The organism is Paraburkholderia franconis, from assembly GCF_009362735.1.
GTDB classification, from domain to species: Bacteria; Pseudomonadota; Gammaproteobacteria; order Burkholderiales; family Burkholderiaceae; genus Paraburkholderia; species Paraburkholderia franconis.
This window is the reverse complement of the sequence record NZ_WHNP01000043.1, coordinates 31,626-55,775: the sequence shown is the minus strand read 5'-3', so window position 1 is coordinate 55,775 and position 24,150 is coordinate 31,626. Positions and strand designations below refer to the sequence as shown.

At 64.9% G+C, this 24,150-nt stretch carries 23 protein-coding genes and 1 pseudogene; 19 read left to right on the top strand and 5 right to left on the bottom strand.

The window, feature by feature from the left end:
• Window positions 1-115: 115 nt before the first annotated feature.
• From GCT13_RS32345 to GCT13_RS32335, 3 genes are read left to right on the top strand one after another with little or no spacing between them, the layout of a single operon-like run.
• Complete coding sequence (locus GCT13_RS32345; protein ID WP_152765139.1) at window positions 116-487, top strand: GFA family protein; 372 nt, start codon at window positions 116-118, stop codon at window positions 485-487.
• Between the two features lie 33 nt (window positions 488-520).
• Window positions 521-1,258, top strand: coding sequence for a response regulator (locus GCT13_RS32340; RefSeq protein ID WP_321574766.1), 738 nt, complete (start codon window positions 521-523; stop codon window positions 1,256-1,258).
• Window positions 1,258-2,589: an ATP-binding protein gene (locus GCT13_RS32335; RefSeq protein WP_152765137.1), complete on the top strand. Its 1,332-nt coding sequence runs from the start codon at window positions 1,258-1,260 to the stop codon at window positions 2,587-2,589. The genes GCT13_RS32340 and GCT13_RS32335 overlap by 1 nt, the downstream gene beginning before the upstream one ends.
• Window positions 2,590-2,644: 55 nt before the next feature.
• Here the strand turns inward: GCT13_RS32335 and GCT13_RS32330 are convergent, their stop codons facing one another.
• Window positions 2,645-3,523 carry a LysR family transcriptional regulator gene (locus GCT13_RS32330; RefSeq protein ID WP_152765135.1) on the bottom strand — a complete coding sequence of 293 codons (879 nt, stop codon included), beginning with the start codon at window positions 3,521-3,523 and terminating at the stop codon, window positions 2,645-2,647.
• 96 nt (window positions 3,524-3,619) lie between these two features.
• Between GCT13_RS32330 and GCT13_RS32325 the strand changes: the two genes are divergently transcribed.
• The 3 genes from GCT13_RS32325 (at window position 3,620) to GCT13_RS32315 (ending at window position 5,718) form a co-directional block, all read left to right on the top strand.
• A complete protein-coding gene (locus GCT13_RS32325) occupies window positions 3,620-4,621 on the top strand; it encodes a nitrilase-related carbon-nitrogen hydrolase (RefSeq protein ID WP_152765133.1) in 1,002 nt (333 codons plus the stop codon).
• 141 nt (window positions 4,622-4,762) lie between these two features.
• Window positions 4,763-5,215 (top strand): SET domain-containing protein, encoded by a 453-nt coding sequence (locus tag GCT13_RS32320; RefSeq protein WP_152765131.1) that lies wholly within the window; start codon window positions 4,763-4,765, stop codon window positions 5,213-5,215.
• Window positions 5,216-5,466: 251 nt separating this feature from the next.
• Entirely contained in the window at window positions 5,467-5,718 is a 252-nt protein-coding gene (locus GCT13_RS32315; RefSeq protein ID WP_152765129.1) for a hypothetical protein, read from the top strand.
• Window positions 5,719-5,805: 87 nt separating this feature from the next.
• Here the strand turns inward: GCT13_RS32315 and GCT13_RS32310 are convergent, their stop codons facing one another.
• Complete coding sequence (locus GCT13_RS32310) at window positions 5,806-7,248, bottom strand: ATP-binding protein (protein ID WP_152765127.1); 1,443 nt, start codon at window positions 7,246-7,248, stop codon at window positions 5,806-5,808.
• Window positions 7,245-7,904, bottom strand: a complete 660-nt coding sequence (locus GCT13_RS32305) for a response regulator (RefSeq protein WP_152765125.1) — start codon at window positions 7,902-7,904, stop codon at window positions 7,245-7,247. Before GCT13_RS32305 ends, GCT13_RS32310 begins: the two co-directional genes overlap by 4 nt.
• A 171-nt stretch (window positions 7,905-8,075) precedes the next feature.
• On the opposite strand from GCT13_RS32305, the gene GCT13_RS32300 reads away from it, so the two are divergent.
• Window positions 8,076-8,615, top strand: a complete 540-nt coding sequence (locus tag GCT13_RS32300; RefSeq protein ID WP_152765123.1) for a cytochrome b — start codon at window positions 8,076-8,078, stop codon at window positions 8,613-8,615.
• Window positions 8,616-8,816: 201 nt separating this feature from the next.
• Here GCT13_RS32300 and GCT13_RS48625 read toward each other — a convergent pair whose 3' ends face one another.
• On the bottom strand, window positions 8,817-9,146 hold the full coding sequence (locus GCT13_RS48625) for a hypothetical protein (protein ID WP_193727804.1): 330 nt from the start codon (window positions 9,144-9,146) through the stop codon (window positions 8,817-8,819).
• A gap of 141 nt (window positions 9,147-9,287) precedes the next feature.
• On the opposite strand from GCT13_RS48625, the gene hpnI reads away from it, so the two are divergent.
• The 6 genes and pseudogenes from hpnI to GCT13_RS32265 all read left to right on the top strand — a co-directional run bounded on the left by hpnI (window position 9,288) and on the right by GCT13_RS32265 (window position 15,788).
• Entirely contained in the window at window positions 9,288-10,538 is a 1,251-nt protein-coding gene (gene hpnI / locus GCT13_RS32290; protein WP_152765118.1) for a bacteriohopanetetrol glucosamine biosynthesis glycosyltransferase HpnI, read from the top strand.
• A 59-nt stretch (window positions 10,539-10,597) separates the two neighbouring features.
• Complete coding sequence (gene hpnJ, locus GCT13_RS32285) at window positions 10,598-12,022, top strand: hopanoid biosynthesis associated radical SAM protein HpnJ (RefSeq protein WP_152765116.1); 1,425 nt, start codon at window positions 10,598-10,600, stop codon at window positions 12,020-12,022.
• A complete protein-coding gene (gene hpnK, locus GCT13_RS32280; RefSeq protein ID WP_152765114.1) occupies window positions 12,019-12,864 on the top strand; it encodes a hopanoid biosynthesis-associated protein HpnK in 846 nt (281 codons plus the stop codon). Before hpnJ ends, hpnK begins: the two co-directional genes overlap by 4 nt.
• A gap of 4 nt (window positions 12,865-12,868) precedes the next feature.
• Window positions 12,869-13,933, top strand: a complete 1,065-nt coding sequence (locus tag GCT13_RS32275) for a lysylphosphatidylglycerol synthase domain-containing protein (RefSeq protein WP_321574764.1) — start codon at window positions 12,869-12,871, stop codon at window positions 13,931-13,933.
• Window positions 13,934-14,143: 210 nt separating this feature from the next.
• A complete protein-coding gene (locus tag GCT13_RS32270) occupies window positions 14,144-14,623 on the top strand; it encodes a Fur family transcriptional regulator (protein WP_152765110.1) in 480 nt (159 codons plus the stop codon).
• A 451-nt stretch (window positions 14,624-15,074) separates the two neighbouring features.
• A pseudogene (locus GCT13_RS32265) lies at window positions 15,075-15,788 on the top strand (carbonic anhydrase).
• Between the two features lie 45 nt (window positions 15,789-15,833).
• On the opposite strand, the gene GCT13_RS32260 reads toward GCT13_RS32265, so the two are convergent.
• Entirely contained in the window at window positions 15,834-17,240 is a 1,407-nt protein-coding gene (locus GCT13_RS32260; protein WP_152765108.1) for an aminotransferase-like domain-containing protein, read from the bottom strand.
• Window positions 17,241-18,037: 797 nt separating this feature from the next.
• Here GCT13_RS32260 and GCT13_RS48620 point away from each other — a divergent pair.
• Genes GCT13_RS48620 through rarD form a run of 6 tightly spaced genes read left to right on the top strand, consistent with a single transcriptional unit; the run spans window position 18,038 to window position 24,030 of the window.
• Window positions 18,038-18,184, top strand: coding sequence for a hypothetical protein (locus GCT13_RS48620; RefSeq protein ID WP_193727803.1), 147 nt, complete (start codon window positions 18,038-18,040; stop codon window positions 18,182-18,184).
• 46 nt (window positions 18,185-18,230) lie between these two features.
• Window positions 18,231-19,220, top strand: a complete 990-nt coding sequence (locus GCT13_RS32255; RefSeq protein WP_321574760.1) for an iron-containing redox enzyme family protein — start codon at window positions 18,231-18,233, stop codon at window positions 19,218-19,220.
• On the top strand, window positions 19,220-20,215 hold the full coding sequence (locus tag GCT13_RS32250; protein ID WP_152765106.1) for a heme oxygenase-like domain-containing protein: 996 nt from the start codon (window positions 19,220-19,222) through the stop codon (window positions 20,213-20,215). The genes GCT13_RS32255 and GCT13_RS32250 overlap by 1 nt, the downstream gene beginning before the upstream one ends.
• An 8-nt stretch (window positions 20,216-20,223) precedes the next feature.
• Window positions 20,224-21,744, top strand: coding sequence for a hypothetical protein (locus tag GCT13_RS32245; RefSeq protein WP_152765104.1), 1,521 nt, complete (start codon window positions 20,224-20,226; stop codon window positions 21,742-21,744).
• Complete coding sequence (locus tag GCT13_RS32240; RefSeq protein WP_227747115.1) at window positions 21,734-22,987, top strand: aminotransferase class III-fold pyridoxal phosphate-dependent enzyme; 1,254 nt, start codon at window positions 21,734-21,736, stop codon at window positions 22,985-22,987. Before GCT13_RS32245 ends, GCT13_RS32240 begins: the two co-directional genes overlap by 11 nt.
• The gene (gene rarD / locus GCT13_RS32235; protein WP_152765100.1) at window positions 22,984-24,030 is read left to right on the top strand and encodes an EamA family transporter RarD; all 1,047 of its coding nucleotides are present in this window, start codon (window positions 22,984-22,986) and stop codon (window positions 24,028-24,030) included. Before GCT13_RS32240 ends, rarD begins: the two co-directional genes overlap by 4 nt.
• The last annotated feature ends 120 nt before the right edge of the window (window positions 24,031-24,150 follow it).

Genomic DNA, 24,150 nt, shown 5'->3' with positions numbered 1-24,150 from the left:
CACCGGCAAACCCATCACCCACCCATTTTGTATCGCCGTACCGGCCAGATACATTGGGACACAAAGCAGGGGAGACGTTACGGTATAAAGTCGGCATTGCAATCGGGAGCAAGCCATGACGTCCAACCTTCATCACGGCTCGTGTCATTGCGGCGCCGTCACCTTCGAAGTCGAAACGCCCGTCACGCCCGCCGCGCGCTGCAACTGCAGTCTGTGCCGGCGCAGGGGCGCGCTGATGTCGCCGTTCTTTGCCGCAAGCGCGCTGCGCATCCTGTCGGGCGAGGACAGTCTCACGCTGTACCAGTTCAACACTCACGTCGCGAAGCATTACTTCTGCAAGCACTGCGGCGTCTATCCTTTTCATCAGACGCGCAAGGACCCGAACTTGTGGCGCGTGAACCTCGGCTGTCTGGACGGCGTCGATCCGTATGCGCTCGAAGCGTCCGTATCGGACGGCGCGAGCCTGTCGGTGGTCGACGACGCGTAATATCGAGGAAAACGGCGGGCTAAGGAGCCTTGTGTGGAAAAGACGGATCACGTTCTGATCGTCGACGACGACCGCGACATCCGCGAACTGGTCGGCACCTATCTCAACAAGAACGGCGTGCGCGCGACGCTCGCCTCGGGCGGACGGCAGATGCGCGCCGCGCTCGCCAGCGAGCGGCCTGACCTGATCGTGCTCGACCTGATGCTGCAGGGCGAAAGCGGCCTCGACCTGTGCCGCGAGCTGCGCGCGGGCGAATTCCAGACAATCCCCATTCTGATGCTGACGGCGCTGAGCGAAGAGACCGACCGCGTCGTCGGCCTAGAGATGGGCGCCGACGATTACCTCGCGAAGCCCTTCGCCGTACGCGAGCTGCTTGCGCGCATCCGCGCGATCCTGCGCCGCGCGCGCATGATGCCGCCCGGCAACGAGCAGGCGAGCACGTCGCACTTCCTGTGCTTCGGCGACTGGCGGCTCGATACGATCGGCCGCAATCTGATCGACAGCGAGGGCACGATGGTCGCGCTGAGCGGCGCCGAATACCGGCTGCTGCGCGTGTTTCTCGATCATCCGCAACGCGTGCTGACGCGCGACCAGCTATTGACGCTCACGCAAGGGCGGCAGACGGAACCGTTCGACCGCTCGATCGATCTGCTCGTGAGCCGCGTGCGCCAGCGTCTGCGCGACGACGCGCGCGAGCCGCGCTACATCAAGACGCTGCGCAACGAGGGCTATGTGTTCTCGTCGCTCGTCACGCCGGAGGACAGCGCCTGATGAACGATGCAGCCGGCCGTCTGCGCGGTCTGTGGCCGCCGCGCACGCTGTTCGTGCGCCTGTCGCTGATCTTCTTCGCGGGCCTGATCGCCGCGCAGACGCTGTCGTTCTGGCTGACGATGACCGAGCGCAACGAGTCGATGACACACATGATGGTCGGCTATATCGGCCAGGAAGTGACGAGCTCCGTCGCGCTGCTCGACCGGCTGACACCCGCCGAGCGTGTCGAATGGCTGCCGAAGCTCGCGCGGCGCAGCTATCGCTTCGTGCTCGGTCCAGGCACGAGCGGCATGCCGCCGGATGCGACGCTGTCCCAGCAGATCGGCGCATCGATCGCGAAGGACGTCGGCGCGCGCTACAACGTGACGGCCAATGCGGTGCCGGGCGAGCGCGAACATCTCGAAGTGCATATGACATTGAGCGACGGCTCGCCGCTCACGATCGACATGCATCCGGTGCACGGCACGCCGCTGTCGCCGTGGCTGCCGCTCGTGCTCGCCGCGCAACTGGCGCTGCTCGGCGGTTGCGCGTGGGTCGCGGTGCGCCTCGCGACGCGGCCGCTCGAACGTCTCGCGCAGGCGGCCGACACGCTCGGCCCCGACCTCGCGCCCGCCGCACTGCCGGAGGACGGACCCGAAGAAGTCGCGCGCGCATCGAAGGCGTTCAACGCGATGCAGACGCGCATCGGTGTCTATATGCGCGAGCGTTTGCAGATTCTCGCGGCCGTTTCGCACGATCTGCAAACGCCCATCACGCGCATGCGCCTGCGCGCCGACCTGCTCGACGACGAAACGGAGCGCGCGCGTCTGCAAAAGGATCTGAAGGAGATGGAGCTGCTCGTGCGCGAAGGCGTCGCGTATGCGCGCACGCTGCATGGCGCCGACGAGAATCCCTGCCGCATCGATCCCGACGCGCTGATCGAGAGCATCGTCAGCGACTATGCGGATGCGGGCGACCGCGTGTCGCTGACGGGGCGCGTCGGCGAGCCGGTGACGACGCGGCCGCAGGCGTTGCGCCGCATTCTCGGCAATCTGATCGACAACGCGCTGAAGTACTCGGGCGGCGACGAAGTGACCGTCGAAATGAGCGCCGACGCTACGCGCGCGCGGCACGTGTCGATTGCCGTGCTCGATCGCGGCCCGGGCATTCCGCAGTCGCAGCTCGACGCGGTATTCCAGCCGTTCTATCGCGTCGAGACGTCGCGCAATCGCGAGACGGGCGGCACGGGTCTCGGGCTCGCGATTGCGAAGCAGCTCGCGCAGTCGATGGGCGCGACGCTGACGCTGCGCAATCGCGAAAGCGGCGGCCTCGAAGCGCGCCTCACGCTTTGAAGGCGCGCTTCGTACGTAAGGCGCGCTTCGAACCTGTGAAGACGCTTCGTGGGCCCTACGCGGCGCGCTTCACCGACGCGCGCACATAATCGACGAAGCGCGTCACGACGGGATCGTCGCGCTCCGTCTGCCATGCGAGACCGACGCGCCATTGCGCGGACGCATCCTTCAGCCGCAACACGCGCGCGTCGCGCAGCAGATGCTCGGCGCGCGAAGGCACGAACGCCGTGCCGACACCCGCTGCAACGGCGGCCAGCACCGACTGGATATCGTCGGCCTGCTGGATCACGCGCGGCACGAAACCGCGCTCCGCGCACCATGCGTCGATCATGCCCGACAGCCCCGGGCCGCGGCTGCGCGCGAGCGCAATGAAGCCGAGTTCGTTGAGTTCGTCGAGGTTCGCGGGCACGCGCTTCCACGTCGCGTGCGGCGGCACGGCCAGCGCAAGCGACTCGTCGACGACGCGAAACGCCGACAGGCCCGCGCTCGCGGGCAGGCGGACAAAGCCGACGTCGAGCTTGCCGGCGAACATGCGCCGCGTCTGCTCCGCCGACGACAGGTCATTCAGCGTGACACCGATGTTGGGATTGAGCCTGCGATACGCGGCGATCAGGGCCGGCGCAAGCGTGAGCGCGGACAAACACAGACCGATGCGCAGATGGCCGCGCCGGCCGCTGCTCGCTTCGCGCGCGCGGGCGAGCACGTCGTCGGCATCGCGCACGAGCGTTTCGGCATCGGGCAGGAACGCGGTGCCGAAGGCCGTCAGTTCCGCGCCGTGCCGGCCTCGCTCGAAGAGCCGCGCGCCGAGGCTTTCCTCGAGCGCGACGATCTGCTTGCTGAGCGCCGGCTGGCTCAGATGCAGCGCCTGCGCCGCACGGCCGAAATGGCGCAGGTTGGCGACCGTCAGGAACGCGCGCAGCAACCGGATTTCCATTCTTCACCGTTATCGTTTCGATCGAATTATTCATTTTACGTATCGAATGGCTGGGGGTCCAATGGAGGAATTTCATCGATTCATACCGGGTCCATCATGTCCTCTCTGTCCATCGCGACGCTGCGTGTCGCGTCGATGCTGTTCACGTCACGCCGTGGCGCGACGGCCGATAACGTTGCGCGAACCGTCGCCGCGATCGAGCGGGCCGCGCGCGACGGCGTCGGACTCGCGGTGTTTCCCGAAGCGTGTCTGACGGGTGGTATCGGCGGCCCCGGTTCATCGGATGCGCGCAAGATGCGCCGCACGGAGCTGAGGGAGCTTGCGCAGGGCGTCGACAGTGCGTCCGTGCTCGCCGTCGCCGATGCCGTCGAGCGCACGGGCGTCGCTGCGGGCGTCGGCCTGATCGAAGCCGCCCCGAACGGGGAGATGTTCAGCAGCTATGTCGTGTGCCTGCCGGGCGGCGAGCGGCACGTGCATCGCAAGCTGCAGCCGGACGGCGAGCGCCATCTCGCGCGCGGCGACCGCTTCACCGTATTCGACACGCGCTGGGGATGGCGGCTCGCGGTGCTGATCGGCGGCGACAACTATCTGGTCGAAAACGCGCGGATGGCGGCACTGCTCGGCGCGCAGCTGCTCGTTGCGCCGCATGCGCGCACGGGTGCCTGCGACGCCGCGAGCAACGAATGGATGCGCCGCGCGTTGCCGGCGCGCGCGATCGACAACGGCATGTTCGTCGTCTACAGCGACAGCGTTCACGACGGCGTTCACGAGGAGATTCAAGCGGGCGAGGGCGAAGATGCAGGCGAGGGCCGGGCGGCCGCGATCGTCGATCCGTGCGGCCATGTGATCGTGCAAGACGGGCAGGGCATACGCGGCGATGAGATGATCGTCGCGGATCTCGACCCGGCATTGATCGGCACGAGCCCCGGGCATCGCTGGCTCGATGCGAGACGCCCCGATCTGTACGCGCGGCTGGCAACGGGACGCGTGCGCGAGATGCAACTGGACGCACGCGCATTCGAACCGCGTACGGCCCGCGCGCGCGGCTCGGTGCCCGTGAGCTTTGCGATGGTGAGACGCGAACGGACGCGGGGCTGAGCGAACGCGACGCCTGCATTCGTTATCCCAATCCGATGCACGCTTGCGATGCATGCAAGAGGACCGACATACGCACATCGATAACAGCGCATTTTTTTCGCGCCCTATACTTAGTGGATGAATCCTCTTCGAAAGCAGGCCATGCGTCGTTTATCAGTCAGGCGGTCGCCCATTCATGGCAAGGGTGTGTTCGCGCTGTGCGCGCTCGCGGCCGGCGAGCGCATCATCGAATACAAAGGTGAAGTGACGTCATGGCGGCGCGCCGCGCGGCGCATCGAGCGCAGCGGCGACTATGGGCATACGTTCGTGTTCGGCCTGTCGGATGGGCGCGTGATCGACGGCAGCGTCGGCGGCAATAGCGCGCGCTGGCTCAACCATGCATGCAAGGCCAATTGCGAGGCGGTCGAAATCGACGGACGCGTTTTTATCGAAGCCGCCGTCGATATCCAGTGCGGCGAAGAACTGCTGATCTCGTATGGTCTGTCCGTCGACGATCCGCAAGACGAAGAAACGCGCCGCCAGTACAGATGCCGGTGCGGATCGCCCGCATGCCGAGGCACGATGCTCGCCGTTGCCGACGACGCGCACGCCTGACGCAGCGGCGCTTCCCTGCACCCACCTGTCGATAAAGCTGGCTGACGATCGCTGACCATGCGCGTCGCGCGTGCGGTCCGAGGTCGTACGCGCCGTCTGGGCGGATCTGTCGTCGGGCTGTGTCGTCGGGCTGTGTCGCCGGGCTGTGTCGTCGGGCTGTGTCGTCGGGCTGTGTCGCCGGGAGCTGTTGTGTCGTCGGGCTGTGTCATCGGGCTGTGATACAGTGCCCGCAGCGTTCCAGAGAGGCGTCCATGACAAAACGACCACGGAAGACCACGCAGTCCCCGGCTCCGACCTTGCCGGCGTTGCTCATCGAACTGGAAGCATCGCTGCCGTGCCTGATGGCGCAGCCTGCCGCTTTCTCATCCGCGCTGGTTCGCGTGTACCGCTGCCTCGACCGCGCGAGCGCGCCGATCCGGCAACGCGCGCCGCGAGTGGAGCGGCCCGCGCGAAAAAAAGCGCCGGGCGCCGACATGCCGATGTCGCTGCCGCTCTTTCCCTGAACCCTGAACCCGGACTCAGCCTGTTAGCGCTCCGCTGAACACGCGGGCCTGCACGGCGTGCGCACGCGCCGCATCGACGCGCGTCGTTTATGGCCTGAGCGGTTCGACAGCCTGGCCGGCACGCGCGTGCTGCACGCGCGGAAACGCAATCTGCACAGCGAGCCCGCGCCGCCCGATCCCCGAGCCGATGTGAATCTGCGCGTCGAAATGCGTGGCGATGCGCGCGACGATCGATAGCCCGAGTCCGCTGCCGTTGCCGCTCGCCGTTGCCGCCGAGCCGCGGAAGAAGCGGTCGGTCAGGCGCAGGCGCTCTTCGTCGGAAACGCCCGGGCCGTTGTCGGAGACCGTCAACGCGACGCTCTGCGCATCGGCCAGCACGCTGATATGCACGCGCCCGCCGACATCGCCGTACTTGATCGCGTTGTCGAGCAGATTGTCGATCAGCGTGCGCGTGAGCACGCGATCCGCATACACTTCGGCGTCGCGGTCCCCGGCGAGCACGACGGCCATCGACTTCTCTTCGGCATGAGGCGCGCGGAACGCGATCGCCTCGCTCGCGACTTCATGAAGTTTGACGGGCAAGGTCGTGACCGTCTCGCGTTCGTCGAGCCGCGCGAGCAGCAGCAGCTGCTCGGCGAGACGCGCGCTGCGGTCGACACCCTGGACCACCCGATGCATCGCCTGTTGACGCTGTGCGCCGTCCTGCGCGGCGAGTGCCACTTGTGCCTGGACCTTGATCGCGGCAAGGGGCGTCTTCAGCTCGTGCGCCGCGTCGGCCGTGAACGCGCGCTCGCGCATGATGGAGTGTTGTAGCCGCGCGAGCAGCTGATTGATCGCGTCGACGAGCGGCTTCACTTCGGCGGGCGACGGATTGACGTGGATCGGATCGAGGTTGCGCGCGTCGCGCGTGCGCACCGCCTTCGAGATCGTCGACAGCGGCCTGAAGCTGTGCCCGATGCTGAACCAGACGAAGAGCGCGAGCACGGGCAGGGCGATGGCCATCGGACGCGCGATGCGGCTCGCGACGCCCGTCGTCAGATCGCTGCGCATATTGGCCGGCTCGAGCACGCGCACGGTGCGGCCCGTCGCGCTGTCGCGCAATGCATAGGCGAGCCACATGCGTCCGCCGATCGTCAGCCGGTGCACGCCTTCGGCCGTCTCGCCCGGCTCGATGGACGTTTTCAGCGCCACGAGGCCGGGGCTTTCGACGATCAGCTGGCCTGCCGCATCGCGCATCTCGAAGAGCGCATAGCGCGGCTGCGCATCGCTGTCGTCGTAGACGGCGGGCGACGCGCGCGTGTATTCGTTGCGCACGTCGATGCCCGTCGCGGCCAGTTTCGCGAGATTGGACGCATCGAGCTGGATCAGCAGATGCGCGAGCTGGATCAGGCGGGCGTCGTCCCATTCGTCGACTTCGCGCGTCGCGTTCGTGAAGCTCCACGCGAACATCACCGCCCATACGGCGCCGACGCTGACGAGAATCAGCCACATCAGCCGGCGGCGGATCGACGTCGAGCGCGTTCCCGTCATGCTTTGTCCACGACGTAGCCGAAGCCGCGCACGGTGCGGATCACGTCGCCGCCGAGCTTCTTGCGCAGGTTCGACACGTGCACTTCGATCGCGTTGCTCTCGACTTCCTCGTGCCACCCGTACAGGCTTTCCTCGATGCGCGAGCGCGGCTGCGGCACGCCCGCATGCGTGAGCAGGTGGATCAGCACGGCCCACTCGCGCGCGGTGAGCGGCACGCGCGCGCCGTCCTTCGAGACCGTTTGCGCGACCGGGTCCACGGTCAGGCCGCGCCATGCGATCACATCGGTGCTGCGGCCCTGTGAACGGCGGATCAGCGCGCGGCAGCGCGAAACCAGCTCGGCGAGATCGAATGGCTTGCCGATGTAGTCGTCGGCGCCGGCGTCGAGGCCGCGCACCTTGTCGGCGGCCGTGTCTCTCGCCGTCAGCACGAGCACGGGAATGTCGTTGCCGCGCAGGCGCAGCCCTTTGAGCAGATCCATGCCGGAGAGCTTCGGCAATCCCAGGTCGAGGATCAGCAGCACATAGGGCGTGGTCGCGAGCGCCACTTCGGCATGCAGGCCATCGCGCGCCCAATCGACCGTAAAGCCGGCGTTACGCAACGCGACTTCGAGTCCGCTGCCGATCAGGTCGTCGTCTTCGACGAGAAGGATGCGCATAGATGTTAAATCTGTTCTGGGTCTGTTTGATGAGAGTCTATCGCGTATGGCATATGTATACGTGGGCATCGCGGCATCGACGGGGCTTAAGCATTTCTTCAGATTTAGCCGTTAGCATCGCGCCGTACCCGCTTGCGGCAACGGCGCCGCCCCTTCACGACGAGGTAGACAATGAACCTGAACGCTCTAACGCAACGCCGCGCCTACGATGGCATCGCGCGTATGCTGCACTGGCTGGTGGCGCTTTTGATCGCCGCGCAGTTCGTGCTCGGCTGGACGATGCCGGACGTGCATCGCGATACCGTGCCCGACGGGCTGATCGCGTGGCATCTCGGCGTGGGCGCGGCGATCGTCGCGGCCGTCGCGTGCCGGATTCTCTGGCGCGTCACGCACCAGCCGCCGCCCGCCGAGCTGACGCCCACGCTCAGCTTCGTCTCGCGCGCGACGCATGCGCTGCTGTACGCCACGCTCATCACGGTGCCGCTGGCGGGCTGGGCGAACGCGTCGTCGCGCGGCTGGGCGGTCAAGCTGTTCGGCGTCGTCCGCTATCCCGATCTGACGCAGAACGGCTCGCAGACGGGCCACGCACTCGGCGACGTGCACGGATGGCTCGCCTGGGTGATGCTCGCGCTGATCGTGCTGCACATCGGCGGGGCGCTCTTTCATCGCATCGTCCTGAAGGACGACGTGCTGCAACGCATGCTCCCGTAATGCCGCAGTTACCGTAAGCCGCGAGCAATATGGCGCAAGGCATCTGAAACGGGCACTGCACCGAAGGGGCTTAATATTCCCTTCAGAATCGGGTCGCTACCATCGGGGTGCCGTGTCCGGCGAGGTTCGGGCACGTTCGAATTCGTCGCACCGTCACGCGAACTTCATGCGAGGGGAGTAGGTACAGCGGGCCGGTGCGCGTCATGTAGGGCTGGCTGTGTGATGAAGCAAACCACTGTAGAGATGATCCGGGCACACGTCGTCACGGCTTCCGTTGCTGCGACGGCCATTGACGTGGCAGTCGTCAGCCTGCTTTTCTTCTGCAAATTTCCGGAGTCGATGTTCGAGACGGCTTCGTTCCGTGAGCTTACGTTCACCTTGTTGCTCGCTGCCGTTCTCGCAACGCGCCACGCGGCGCATATCGCGTTCCGCGCGGCCATCCGGCGGCGTCATGCGCGCTTCGTCGGGCCGCAGGAGGATGCGGTTTGTGTGTCCTCCATATGTCCGGCGCGCAGACTTGTTATTCTTCATCTGCATTTCACCGGCATGCCTTACGTTCCCGTCAACCGGACAGGGTGGTGAACGCGCTCTGTGACGTGCGTCACCCGTTTATGCGCGGCTGTCGGCGAGACAGCCAGCTTCTCAAGTCTTTTAGCCGGAGCAACTGAAATCATGCAGGACGCGCTGCTGCACATCTACTGGCTGCCGACAGCGCTAGCGCTCGGGGCAACGGTGTATGCCGTCATCGCGGTGGTGGCCTCGATCGTGTCGATGTCGCGTGTCGCGGCGGCCGAACGGCGCGTCGCGCCGACGCCTGTGAGCGTGCTGAAGCCGCTATGCGGCGCCGAGCCCAGACTGTTCGAGAATCTCGCCACGTTTTGCGAGCAGACGCATCCGTGCTTCGAGCTGATCTGCGGCGTATCGCGCGCCGACGATGCCGCCGTTGCGATCGTCCATCGCTTGCAGACCGTTTATCCCGAACGCCAGATTTCACTCGTGATCGATCCGCGCATCCACGGCACGAATCTGAAAGTGAGCAATCTGATCAACATGGCCGAATGGGCGCGGCACGACGTGCTCGTGATCGCCGACAGCGATATCGCTGTCGAAGCCGATTATCTGGAGCGCGTGTGCGCGCCGCTCGACGATCCGCAGGTCGGCATCGTCACGTGTCTGTATCGCGCGAAGGGCATCGCCGGGTTCTGGTCGCGCGTGGGCGCGCAGTTCATCAACGAATGGTTCGTGCCTTCCGTGCGCGTCGCGCATATGTTCGGTTCGACGCGCTTCGGCTTCGGCGCGACGCTCGCGTTGAAGCGCGCGACGCTCGAGCGCATCGGCGGCTTCGAACGTCTGAGGAACACGCTCGCCGACGACTACTGGCTCGCCGGACACGTGCGCGAACTCGGCTTGAGCACGGCGCTGTCGCCCGTCGTCGTCGAAACCGATGTGACGGAATGCACGCTGCCCGCGCTATGGGATCGCGAGACGCGCTGGCTGCGCACGATCCGCTCGGTGAACCGCGCGGGCTTCACGTTCCTGTTCGTGACGATCACGCTGCCGTGGATGCTGTGCAGCGCGTGGCTCGCGTTCGCGCTGCACGGCGGCGTGTATTCGCCGGGCCTGGCGCATGGCGCGCTTGCGCATTCCGCTGTGTCGATCGCGCTGATCGTCGCGACGGTGACGGGAATTTCGGCGCGCGTCATCCTGCATGCGATGATGAGCGCCGAGCGAAACATGTTCTGGCGCGATCTCGCGCTGACGCCGGTGCGCGATGCGCTGATGTTCGCGCAATGGCTGGCGGGATCGTTCGGCTCGACTGTGGTGTGGCGCGGCGTGCGCATGCCCGTCGAGGAAAAGGACGGCACGGCGGCCGTGTTCCGGCCTGAGCCCGTCAAGGCACTCGAAGTATCCGACGGCCGCTGAACGCGCTGCATCGGCAGCAGTGGCACGTTCGGCTCAATTGAAACTCGTGGAAAACGACTATGAAGAAGACGTTATTTTTGCAGGCACCGTCGTACGACGGTTTCGATGGCGGCGCGGGGTCGCGCTATCAGGCGAAGCGCGAGATCCGCTCGTTCTGGTATCCGACGTGGCTCGCGCAACCGGCCGCGCTCGTGCCGGGTAGCCGCGTGCTCGATGCGCCCGCCGATGGCCTGTCGGTGGAGGCGACGCTTGCGATCGCGGCGGAATACGAGGTCGTCGTCATTCATACGAGCACGCCGTCGTTCCCGACGGATGCGCTCTTCGCCGAGCAGTTGAAGGCACGCGCGCCGAAGATGATGGTCGGCATGGTCGGCGCGAAGGTGGCCGTCGATCCGCACAACTCGCTGACGGCGAGCGACGCGATCGATTTCGTCTGCCGCGAAGAATTCGATTTCACCTGCAAGGAACTCGCCGAAGGGCTGCCGCTCGCGCAGATCAAGGGCTTGAGCTATCGCGCCGCCGACGGTTCGATCGAGCACAACGAAGCGCGCCCGATCCTCGAGAACATGGACGAGCTGCCGTTCGTCGCGCCCGTCTATCAGCGCGACCTGAAGATCGACAACTACTTCATCGGCTATCTGAAGCATCCGTATGTGTCGATCTACACGGGACGCGGCTGCCGCTCGCGCTGCACGTTCTGTCTGTGGCCGCAGACGGTGGGCGGCCATCGCTATCGCACGCGCTCCGTCGAGAACGTGCTCGAAGAAGTGAAGTGGATTCGCGACAACATGCCCGAAGTGAAGGAGATCATGTTCGACGACGACACGTTCACCGACTTCAAGCCGCGCGTCGAAGAGATCGCGCGCGGCCTCGGCAAGCTGGGCGTCACATGGTCGTGCAACGCGAAGGCAAACGTGCCGTATTCGACGCTGAAGATCATGAAGGAAAACGGTCTGCGTCTGCTGCTCGTCGGCTATGAGTCCGGCGACGACCAGATCCTGCTGAACATCAAGAAGGGCCTGCGCACCGACATCGCGCGCCGCTTCTCCGAGGACTGCCGCAAGCTCGGCATCAAGATTCACGGCACCTTCATTCTCGGCCTGCCGGGCGAGACGCAGGAGACGATCAAGAAGACGATCGAGTACGCGAAGGAGATCAATCCGCACACGATTCAGGTGTCGCTCGCGGCTCCGTATCCCGGCACGACGCTCTACCAGCAGGCCGTCGAAAACGGCTGGCTCGAAGAGAACAAGGTGATCAACCTCGTCAGCAAGGAAGGCGTGCAGCTTGCTGCAATCGGCTATCCGCATCTGTCGCGCGAAGATATCTATCACCACCTCGAACAGTTCTATCGCCAGTTCTATTTCCGGCCGTCGAAAATCTGGGAAATCGTGCGCGAGATGCTGATGAGCTGGGACATGATGAAGCGGCGTCTGCGCGAAGGCGTCGAGTTCTTCCGCTTCCTGCGGGCTCACGAGGCATGACGCAGCCGGGCAGGCCCCGACGTGCACTGATCGTTACCGCCGACGACTTCGGCCTGCATACGCGTATCAACGAAGCCGTCGAGCGCGCGCATCAAGACGGCGTGCTCACGGCAGCGAGCCTGATGGTGTCGGCGCCCGCTGCCGCCGATGCCGTGCGGCGCGCGCAGCACAATCCGACCTTGCGCGTCGGCCTGCATATCGTGCTGGCCGATGGCCTGCCGATGCTCGCAACGCATCTCGTCCCGGCGCTCGTCGACAGCCACGGGCGATTCGGCGACCGGATGGTGCGTGACGGCTTTCGTTTTTTCTTTCTGCCGGAAGTGCGCCGTCAGTTGAAGGCGGAAATACGCGCGCAGTTCCAGGCGTTCGCGCACACGGGGCTGAAGCTCGATCATGTGAACACGCACAAGCACTTTCACCTGCATCCGACGGTGCTCGCGCTGATCATCGAGGTCGGCAGCGACTTTGGATTGAACGCGATGCGTCTGCCGTATGAACCCGGCGCGCCGGCGTGGATCAGACCGTGGATGGCTCATGTGCGCAAGCAGTTGGATAATGCAGGAATCGCGCATAACGATTACGTGATCGGCATGTCGCAGACAGGGCGGCTCGACGAAGCGGCGCTGCTTGCCGTGCTCGCGCGGCTGCCGGAAGGGGTCGGAGAGATTTACGGTCATCCGGCCGTGGCTGGAGACGGGGCGATCGCGCCCACGATGCAGACGTACCGGCACAGCGACGAATTCGACGCGCTGGTGTCCGGGCGCGTTGCATCGGCAATTGCCGCGAGCGGGGCAATCACGGGCGGTTTCGCCGACGTGTTCTCGCAGCGGACTTACGTATGATGAAGTGATGAAGTGGCTCAAATGGTTGGGGTTGCCCGCGGGCATCGCGGTGCTGATCGCGCTGGCGCTGCACGGCGGCATGGACGATGTGTTGCGAGCGATCGGCGCGGCGGGCTTTGCGCTGTTGTGGCTGGTGCCGCTGCATGCGCTGCCGCTGCTGCTCGATGCGCAGGCATGGCGGCTGCTGCTCGGCAAGCGCGCGCCCCTCGCGTATCTGTGGTGGGTCGCGACGGTGCGCGAGGCGGTCAGCCGGCTGTTGCCGGTGGCGAGCATCGGCGGCGAGTTCGTCGGCGTGCGGCTCGCGCGCTGGCGCACGGATGACGCGAGTGTGGTCGGCGCGTCGGTGATCGTCGAGGTGCTGGTGACGATGGCCGTCCAATACGTGTTCGCGGCGATCGGTCTCGTGACGATCGTCGCGCAGACGGGGCACGACGCGATGCTCGTGACGGTCGGCGCGGCGCTCGTGCTGTCGCTGCCGTTGCCTGTCGTCGTGTTCGTGCTGTTGCGGCGCGGCGGGCTCTTTCATGCGATCGAGCGATGGTCTGCGCGTCTGCCGATGAGCGAGCATTGGGGCGTCGAGCGCATGGGCGGCGCGCGGCTCGATGCCGCCATCGATGCGTTGCTGCGCGAACCCGGCCTGCTGCTGCGCGCGTTTCTGTGGCAGTTCGCGGGGTATGTGCTGGGCGCGTCCGAGGTGTATCTCGCGCTCTGGATGCTCGGGCATCCCGTTTCGATCGGCGGCGCGATCGCTGTCGAGGCGCTCACGCAAGCCGCCCGGCACGCAGCGTTTTTCGTGCCGTCGGGGCTCGGCGTGCAGGAGGCCGTCGTCGTGCTGCTCGCGCGGATGTTCGGCGTCGACGAGCAGACGGCGTTTTCGCTTGCGCTCATCAAGCGGATGCGCGAGGTCGTGTTCGGCTGCGTGGCGCTTGCGTCGTGGCAGGCGGCGGAGCTTGTTCGCAACCGCGTCCGCAATCGCCGGGACGCATGGCGCGAGAACCCGTCGCTCAGGCGGGCCGAGCATCGCGTGCCGTCTCGCGATGCCGTCGAGCGCCGACATTCTTCGCGCTGATTGACCGTGTGTATCGGCAGCGCGCAATCCGTGCGATGCGGGTTGCGTCCGCTGGTTCTCGCGGTGGTTCAAGTGGGTCAAGTGGGTCAAGCGCATGCGCAACGCGCGCTTTCCCGAATGCGAATCGCAATTAACCAGGTTCCGGAAATGTGCGAGCCGATGTCATAGGCTGGAATCCCGCTCTCTCCAATCGATACAGAACGGCTGAGCATGCCGCCTCGTTCCCCATCCCCGATACATCCCCTCGACGCACTCACGTGCGCGGGCCTCGCAGGCACGGCCGCACAGGCCGCCGTGCTCGATTATCTGCAGCATGCGGAGCACGGCCACTACAGTGCGGAAGAGATTCATCGGCGCATTTCGGCGAGCGGCGAGCGGATGAATCTGTCGACCACCTACCGCGTGCTCAATCAGCTCGTCGACGCCGAACTCGTCGCGAGCGTCCCGCTCGGCAAGCACCATAGTCTCTACGAGCTGAATACGGGCAAGGCGCACGATCATCTCGTATGCGTCGTGTGCGGACGGGTCGAGGAATTCTCCGATCCGGCGTTCGATCGCCGGCGCAATGCGATCGCGAAGAAGTTCGGGATGCGCTTTGTCGGCAGGACGTTGGCGTTGCAGGGTGTCTGCGCTGAATGCACGGCGCGCACGCATCCGCCTCGCACGCATCCGCCTCGCACGCGGACGTAGCAAAAGAAGAGGGCAGACGATGAACCCCTGCCACGCTGGCACGCGTTTGCGCATGCAGGAAAGGACTGTTCCCACGGGACGGATTAAACCGCGGCGCGGGAACGGCTAAAGTGACTCGTGTGCGCGGTGGTCCCTTCGCGCGCGAGAGAGCTTCCCCCGGTCTCCGGCACCCGGAGACCGGGGTTTTTTTCGATTGATCCGGTTTTTTGATGCGGGTAACGTGAGATCGCCTCTTGAGAACAGGCGAGCTTTTGTCGAGCCCCGCGCCGCTCCGATCACGTCCGGCCGGGGCTTTTTTTCTGCGCTGCGTTTATGCCTGGCAGCATTGAGCACCGCGATCCGCTGCGTTGTCCCGCCTGCGTCGGACCGCACCTGTCCGTCAGCTGACACCAACCGGTCGTACACTCTCCTTCAATCATCATCGAGGCGCGCCGCGAAGGGGACGATTTTCATGCCGGACGATCTGCTCAACACGAGGCGCCTTCGCGATCCGGCGAACTCGGATCTGCTGCATCTGCTCGATGGCGTCGAGCAGTTCAGCGACCAGGTGTTTCCCGCCACGCAGGCGCTCTTCGAGAGCCTCGCGCAAGGGCAGGCGCCGCATACGCTCTTCATCACGTGCGCCGATTCGCGCGTGTCGCCGGAAATGATTACGTAGACGCATCCCGGCGAGCTATTCGTGTGCCGCAACATCGGTAATATCGTCCCCGCTTACGGCGAGATGCTGGGCGGCGTGTCGGCCGTCGTCGAATATGCAGTGCTCGCGTTGAACGTGCGGCAGATCGTCGTGTGCGGACACAGCGATTGCGGCGCGATGCGCGGCCTCGCGGGCACGGCTCCGATGACGGCGGAAGACATGCCGACTGTGAACGCGTGGCTGCGCAACGCCGAGACGGCGCGCAGCGTCGTGCAGGCGCGCAACGTGGGCCGCGATCAGCTCGTGCAGGCGCTCGTCGAAGAGAACATCCGGCTGCAACTGATGCATCTGCGCACGCATCCGTCCGTCGCGGGGCGGCTCGCGCAACGGCGCCTCGACGTGCAGGGCTGGGTGTACGACATCGGGCACGGGCGCATCACCGTCCTCAACGACGAAAACGACCAGTTCGAGACCGTGCGTGAAGCGCGTGAGCGGCTCCAGCAGCGCGCACTGCGACAGCGCGGCTGAGTCGGCTTAGCCTTCGATTCACCGCTGCCGGCGATCGTCGATCATTCATCCGCCCAGCGCCGCCGCGCGCCGCAGAAATCCCATCGCGCGCTCGTTGTCGAGATACGCCGTGTTGAAGCGGACCCACGGCGTCGGCTCGCCGTGCGGCCGGTAGTAGCTGCCGGGCTGCACGGTGATGCCGGAGCGGGCCGCCTCGGCGACGAACACATCCGAATTCGGCACGCCGGGCACGCGCGCCCACACGAGCGTGCCGCCGCAAGGCTCGTCGAACACCTGCCAGCCGACGCTCGCGAGCAGTTCCACCGCCGTCGAAATTGCGCCGTTCACGCGCCGGCGCAGCCGCTCCAGATGCTTGCGATAGGTGCCGCGCTCGAGCAGCGCGGCCACCACGCGCTCGCTGAAACGCGTGCCGCCGAGGCTCGTCAGCGCTTTCACTTCGACGAAATGCTTGACGAGCCCCGCTTCGGCCGCGATGTAGCCGAGCCTCAGCGATGACGACAGGCTCTTCGAAAATCCGCCGATGTACACGACGCGCGTCAGCCGGTCGAGCGACGCCAGACGCTGCGTCGGAATGGCCTGGAAATCGGCGTAGACATCGTCTTCGACGATCATGAAGTCGTGCTCCTGCGCGAGCTGCAGCAGCCTGAAGCCGACGTGCGGCGCGACGTTCGTGCCCGTCGGATTGTGAAAGACGGTGTTGAGGAAAAAGAGCTTGGGCCGGTGCTCCTTCAGCAGCGCTTCGACGGCTTCGACATCCGGCCCCGTCGACAGACGCGGCACGCCGACCAGCTCGATGCCTTGCAGCTTGAGCAGGCCGAACAGGTTGAAGTAGCCGGGATCTTCGACGAACACGGTGTCGCCGGGTTTGAGCAGCATCCGCACGACGAGATCGAGCGCCTCGCTCGCGCTGTTCGTCACCATGATGTTCTGCGGTTCCGCCGCCACGCCGACAAACGCCAGCCGCTGTTCGATCTGCAGACGCAATTGCGGGTCGCCTTGCGGAATCGCGTAATCGATCAGGCTGCGGGCGTCCGTGCGCGACGCCTGGCGGATCGCCTGCGCGATTCCTTCGACATCGCGCCAGGCTTCGGGAATGAAGCCTATCGACAGATTCAGCGCCTCGTCGGGCCGCTCGAACTGGCGCAGGATCTGGTCGGATTCGGGCGTTGCGCGGATCGCGTCGAGCCCGCGCGTGGCGCGCGGCGCCCTGTCGAACTGCTCCGCGACGTAATAGCCGGAGCCGTGCTTGGGCTGGAGCAGGCCGCGTGTGGCGAGCCGGTCATAGGCCTCGATCACGGGAAAGCGGCTGATATTGTGCTCGGCCGCGAACTTGCGGATGGACGGCAGACGCATGCCGACGCGCAACTCGCGCGACAGGATCAACGCCTCCACCTGCCCGACGATCTGCTCGGTGAGCGGGGTGGAAGTTGCGACGTCGAGGGTAATTTTCATTCGCCTCCCGTTAAAGTGTTCGCGCAAGTTCACCGAACACTTCGCGCAAATTGATCGAAAGTGTTCATTCCAGTCGTCGGAGTTTACCGGAACAATAGGTCCGACGAAGAGAATTCTTCGCGCAGATTGTTAGCTGAAAAGCACTTAAAATCAATAGCTTGCTTAGCATTTGGCGAATCCGCCAACAGCCGGTGAAGACGGCCGAACACTTTGGGTGATCGTACGAAAGCAGAACTGTATCGAAAGAACTTCCGAGGCCGTGCGAAACGACATGGTCCAGCAGAACCTGAGAGAACCGAACCTGAGAGAAACCATCGAACGGCGGCCGCTAACGAGACTCCGACCGGACCGACCAGTCTGAAATCGACCTTTGAGCGCGCTCCCCACTGCGGGAGCGCCCGTTTTGCGTGTCGAGCGTTCAGTCTGCGGTCTCAGTGCGACACTCGGGCACGCATTCGATCACAGCGCGATTTGCGCAATCGTTGCGCCGCCATCGCTTTGCCGCGGTCGTTTTGCTGCGACCGTTTTTTGCTGCCACTTATGGCATCGGGCTGATAAGCACGCACACGTCTGACTCAACCGGAACGGACACGAAGAAGCCGCTGGTGTCGGGATCCACGACAAAGAACGGGGCTGCATGTATAAGCCTGTTGCGCTCATCGTCTTGCCGCCGCGGCGGCGCGGTGCTGCCCGTCACATGGCTCGGGTTTCTGGCTCCGGGTGCGCAGAACTGACCACTTTAAGTGGGCAGATTGTTAAGCAGTGCAGAGTTAAACCGCTAACCAAAGGAGATTGAAATGACGACGCAAACGCAGGTTCAACAGGTTCAGCCGCAACAGCAGTCCCAGGCCCAGTCGCAAACGGACCGACAGGACGACAGGAAGGTGACGGTCGTGGTCAAGCCGCGCAAAGCCCGCCCCGTGCTGATTCCCGTCCACCTGTAACGAGCGGGCCGGCACCTTCGCGTGCCGGCCACGAACGGAGGCTGTCGTGATCGACGACATCTTTGAACCACACGCGTTCGTGCTGGCGGGAAAGTGTCTCAGCACGTCGCCTTCGCTCGTCATCGAAGACGACGAGCATCAATACGAATTTCCGGCGTGCGCCGACGGTGAAGACGCAGCGCCCCTCATCAGCGCGCTGCGCTCGGGCATCAAGGCCGACGAGGTGTTGGCGCGCTACTCGGCTTATGAACAGAAGGTGTTCGACCGTCTGAAGGAACTGCAACTGGTGCGCGCGGTGAAGCCTGCGCTCGCCCGCAGCGGGCTCGACGTGCTGCTCGAACTCGAAGATCTCGCCAACGAACTGCTGTACCGCACGCTCTACACGAATGTGTTCTGGGAGAAGTGCGCATCGGCGAGCACGCGCGACGACATACCGCTCAACGTGATCCACGGGATGATCGTCGAGAACTACCATTTCCTGTTCCGCGAAAGCTATTTCGACGCGCCCGTTCTTTCGTACGTCGCGAATACGGGCGTGCGGCTCGCGATGAACGAGTTTTACGCGGAAGAGTACGGTCACGACGAACTGCTGCTCAAGGCGCTGACCACGCTCGGCGTCACGCGCGAAGACCTCGCGCGCACCGTGCCGCTGCCGCAGACCATGGCGCTGTGCAATGCGCTCGCGTTTTGGGCGCACAGCGATCCGCTCTTTTTCTTTTCGACGCTCGGCATTCTCGAAGGGAAGGACATCAAGCAGGATTCTTTCCTCGATGCCGCGTACCGGATCGGCGTCGATCCCGCGTTGCTCAGGCCCGTGAAGGTACATTCCGATATCAATCTGCACGGCGGCCACGGCAGCCTGACGCGCAAGATCTTCTCGCGCATTCCCGCCATCGCGGAAGCGGACATGCGGCGCATGCGCGCGCAAACGCATCTGTTCATCGAACTGTACGACCAGTTCTATACGGGCATCTGGGAACACTATTCGACATCACCGACGCTGCTGCGCAAGCTCGATGTCGACGAGGAGGCGTAATGCAGGCCACCACCGCATCGGATCTCTTTTCCGCGCCGCGTTTTCGTCCCGGCGTGCAGCTGGTTCAGGAACACAACGGCCTGACGATCGACTATCGCGAGCAGTCGTGCTCCGTCGTCGCTGACAAGCAGGGCTCGTTGCAGGCGTTCGCCGATTCGCTGAAGCAGGGCGACGCGACGGTCGCCGAACTGAAGCACCGGCATGCCGATCTCGCGCCCGAGATCGACGGGCTGATCGAGGAATTCGACCGGCTCGGGCTGCTCACGGAGAGCACTTTTCCAACCCCGCGAGGGTGCCTGTCGGGCGAGGAGTTCTACCACCGGCTGAGAAAGTTCGCCGCCGAAACGATCGAGCGCAAATCGAAGTCGCGCTTCTATCAGGGCCTGCGTGACCGGACGCTGCCGCGCAGCGCGCTGATCGGCTATGCGCTCGAATACTTCTACATCGTGCGCGAGGCGCCGGGCCTGATTGCGCCCGCGCTCGGCCACGCCGAACCCTTGAAGGTGCATAAGCTGCTGCAAGGCTTTCTCGCGTCGGAGCTGAATCACGATGAGATGCTGCGCCAGTCACTGCATGCCGTGTCCATTCGCACCAACAACCTCGACTATCTGGTGCCGCTGCCCGCCACATTCGCGCTGTGCGCGTCGCTCGGCGTGTACGCGCGTCAGCATCCGTTGAGCTTCAAGGCGCTGTTGTTCCTGTTCGAGCAGCCAGGTGTGAGCTTTCATGTCGAACTGGCCGACTATTGCCGCGAGACGGGCATCCCGGAAGGCTTCTGGCGCCCGATCGCCCGTCACGCGTCAATCAACGACGAGTTCGATCACGACGACATCTCGCTCACACTGCTCGCTGAGATCGACGCCGTGTCACTTGAAGAGCAGCTGACCGTGAAAAAGCACGTGATGCTCGCGATCGAAACGATGGTGCTGCAAGAGAATCAGATTCTCGATTACTACGGCAGGCAGCCCGTCGTGAAGCCGCGCATCTTTGCCTGAGCACTGTCATGGAACGCTGGGATATCGATCGATACAGACGGCCGGCGCTGGTGCCGTGCGAGGTTGCGTTGGGCGGCGACGACGTATTGACGATCGGCGTCGGCGACGATGCCGTCGATCTGTCGTTCGAAGGCGTCGCGCGCGACGAGGTGGCGGATGTCGTCGCGCAATTGATGCTGCCTTCGTCCGATATCTGGACGAAGCTCAATCGCGGCGCGTGCCCCGCGTGGGTTCGCGCGCTGATGGTGCAGCTCGACGCGCTGTCGCTGATCGAAGAGACCGACTCGGGCATCGACAGCGTGACGTCGGGCGCCGAACGCGCGATCGCGATGTGTGCGGAAGTCGGGCAACGTCTGGCCGCTGTCGTCGAGCGGCGGCTCGCAATGTACAAGGACACGCTCGCGGTCGTTCACGAGATGCTCGCCGACGATGACGACGGACGCGACGCGCCGCCCGGCGCGTTTCCGTTCTCGGGCAAACCAGCGGGCCCGTTCGCGGATAACTTCGCGCTGCAAGCTCTCCATTTTCAGCTTGCGTACGCGCGCCGGAACGCGCCCGAACTCCTGATCGCGTGGCAGCGCGTGCTTGGAGAAGTGTTCCGCCACGTGTGCTGGTTTCCCGCGCACGCGACGGCGAGAGCGCGCGGCCAGAAAGACGCCGCGCTGGAGAACTTCCGCAGCGTCGCTTCGCTCGATCCCGTGGACCTCGAAATGTATCTGCTGTCGTTCGCGCATTTCGTCGAGCTTGCGCCGTTGCGTGTCGGCCGGCGTATGACGTCTGTCGATACCGCGCGCTTTGGCGACGCATGCAGCGGCCTCACGCTTGCGGCGCGCGCGGAGCGGCTGTTGATCAAGGCGCTCGATCAGCTTGGCAGCAACGCGTATGCGTCGGCGGCGCTCGCGAGCAAGGAGATCACGCCGCTCGTGAAGGGCCTGTACATCGAGCAGTATCACGTGACGGACCGCTTCGTCGAGATACTCGGGCCGCTGCTGTCGCGTCGTGTGCAACGCAATCTGCGCGCACGGCTTTTCCAGTACTTTCAGGAGGAGTTCGGCCACGAAGCGTTCGAGCTTGCCACTTGCGTCGCATTCGGCATGAGCGAAACCGATGTGCGCGCATCGGTGCCGCTGCCGCTGACGGCGCTCTATATCGATGCGTACACGGTGCTCGCGCATCGTATGCCCACGGCGTTCTTCGCGTCGATCATGGTCACGGAGGGCTTGCGCGACCAGCACAGTCCCGTTCACGCGCACATCGCCGCGCTCGTCGAAAGCGCGCTGCACGCGGGCGACATCGCCGCGAAGCATGGCGAGACGAACGACGAGCTGAATCATCCGAGCCTGTCGCGGCTCTTCCTCGCCGACGTGCCGCACGTGACGGCGGCCGAGCAGCGCTACAGCCTCGAAGCGGCGCTATTCATGCTCGAAGTGAACATGCGGCAACTGGAATCGGTCGCGTACTTCTATGGCTGTCAGACGCAACTTGAGTTTCATGGGCTCCACGAAGGCAGGAGGGCGCTTGAAGTCTGATCGCGAGTCGGGCGGCGCGCCTTCGCGCTTCGCTTGCGTCAATCCGTACTGGGAGACGTTTCTCGACGAACTGGGCCTCGACATGACGGGCGCGCGCGGCGACGGCTGCTACATCGAAGCGGCCGACGGACGCGTGCTGCTCGATTGTCTCGCGGGCTTCGGCACGGCGAACCTGGGTCACGCGCACCCGACGCTGAGCACGCGTTTTACCGATGCGTTGCAGCGCACGTCGCTGAACGTGTTTCCGTTCGAATGCGCCGAATCCCAACTCGCGCTCGCCGACAGGCTGCTCGCGCTGAGCGGCCGGCGCTTTCAGAAAGTGTTCTTTGCAACCACGGGCGCCGAAGCCGTGGAAAGCGCCGTGAAGTTCGCGATGACAGGCACGGGCCGCAGCGACGTCGTCGCGTTTCGCGATTCGTTTCATGGGCTGTCGATGTTCGCGTCGTTCATGACGGGCAATCCGTTCTGGACAGAGGCGTTGCCCTGGAAGCCGGGCAACGTGCATCACGTCGATGCCGGCAACTTCGCCGCGCTCGAAGACATGCTGGCGAGCCGCAAGATCGCGGCCGTCGTGTTCGAGCCGGTGGCGGGCTCGTCAGCGGCGCAGCACTGGACGGCGGAAACATCGGCGCGGCTCGCCGCGCTGTGCCGTTCGACGGGCACGAAGCTGATCGCCGACGAGGTGTACTGCGGGCTCGGGCGCGCGGGTGCCTGGTTCGGCATCGACGCGATCGGCATGAACGATGTCGCGAGAGCGGCGCCCGACATGATCGTCGTATCGAAGGGCCTGACGGGCGGGCTCGTGCCGCTGTCGGCCGTACTGATGAACGACGGCGATTTTGACGCCGTGTTCGGCGCGCCTGGCAAGGCGAAAGTGCAGGGCTCGACGTTCGGCGGCAACCGGCTTGCGATGCAGTGCGGGCTGATCGTGCTCGATCTCGTCGAAAGCGGACGGCTCGTCGATAACGCGGCGGCGATGGGCGCGCTGATCGAACGACGCATCGCTGATCGCTTCGGCGGGCGTCTGACGCTGCACGGCAAGGGGCTCGCGCTGAGCCTCACGCCCGACGCGCAGTGCGACATCAACATGGCCGATGTGTGGCTGGCGTTGATCGACGCCGGCGTGCTGGCGATGCCGAATTCCGCGTCGCCGGGTTCGCTGCGCCTGTCGCCGCCGCTGATCTTCGGCGTGGACGAAGTGGAATTTCTGATGGACCGACTCGACGAGGCGCTACGGGAATGAACGCACACAATCGGAAGCACAAGGAAGGCGCCGGCTACCCTGCGCTGCTCGTGGCGCTGTGCTGGTGGGGGCTGATGCCGCTGTACTACTGGCATCTGAAGGAAGTGAGCGCGCCGGAGATGCTCGCGCATCGCGTGTTCTGGTCGTTTGCGGTGCTGTCGGTGGTGATCGGGCTCAGGCCCGCGTTGAGGCGGCAGATGGGCGGCTGGCGTTCGTTCGCGCTTGCGCTGTTGCCGGCTGTGCTGCTGTCGGCGAACTGGGTCGTGTATATCCTCGCGTCCGTGACGGGCAATGCGTTGCAGGCGAGTCTCGGCTATTTCCTGAATCCGCTGCTGTCGGCGGCGCTGGGCATCGTATTTCTCAACGAGCGGCTTAACGGTCTGAAAGCTGCGGCGCTTGCGCTCGGACTGGCCGGCACCGTCGTGCAGTGCTACGCGCACGGCGGCGTGCCCGTGTTTGCCGTGATGCTCACCGTGACGTTCTCGCTGCTCGGCCTGGTCCGCAAGGTGTGGCCGACGAAGAACGCGATCGTCAGCACCTGGCGGGAGACCGTCGTGATGATGCCGTTCGCGCTCGGCTACTTCGCGTTTTTGTCATCGAATCATGCGCTCGCGTTCACGTCGTTGGGCGCGGGCGCGGCGGTGCTGATGATGCTCGCGGGCCCGCTGACGGTCGTGCCGCTCGCGCTTTACGCATATGCAATGCCGCTCGTCTCGCTGACCGAGTCGGCCGTGATGCAATACGTGACACCGACCGTGACCTTCGTCCTCGCGCTTACGGTTTTCCACGAACGGCTGACGACCGTCGATCTGACGGGCTATGGGCTGATCTGGTGCGGGCTCGCGCTGGCGACCTATGCGAAAGTGGGGCGTCGTCCCGTCGAGTCGGCGACGGCGGCCGGCCAGGGGGCGGGGGCGTCGGCACAGAACGTGTCCTTTCTCGCTGCGCACAAAAAGACGCCAGCTTCCGCTGGCGTGAATAGGTTCTGGCATTCCGAGGGCCGTCCAGAACCTGAGAGACGGTGTGAAAAGTCCGACGCATGACCGTGCGAGCGGGGCGCCGGATGCGGCGCAAAACGGACTCGACGGTATCGGATCTGTGCGCATCCGATGGCGCGGTCAACACAGCGCCAGTCTACTCCAGTTCGCGAAACAAACCTCGAA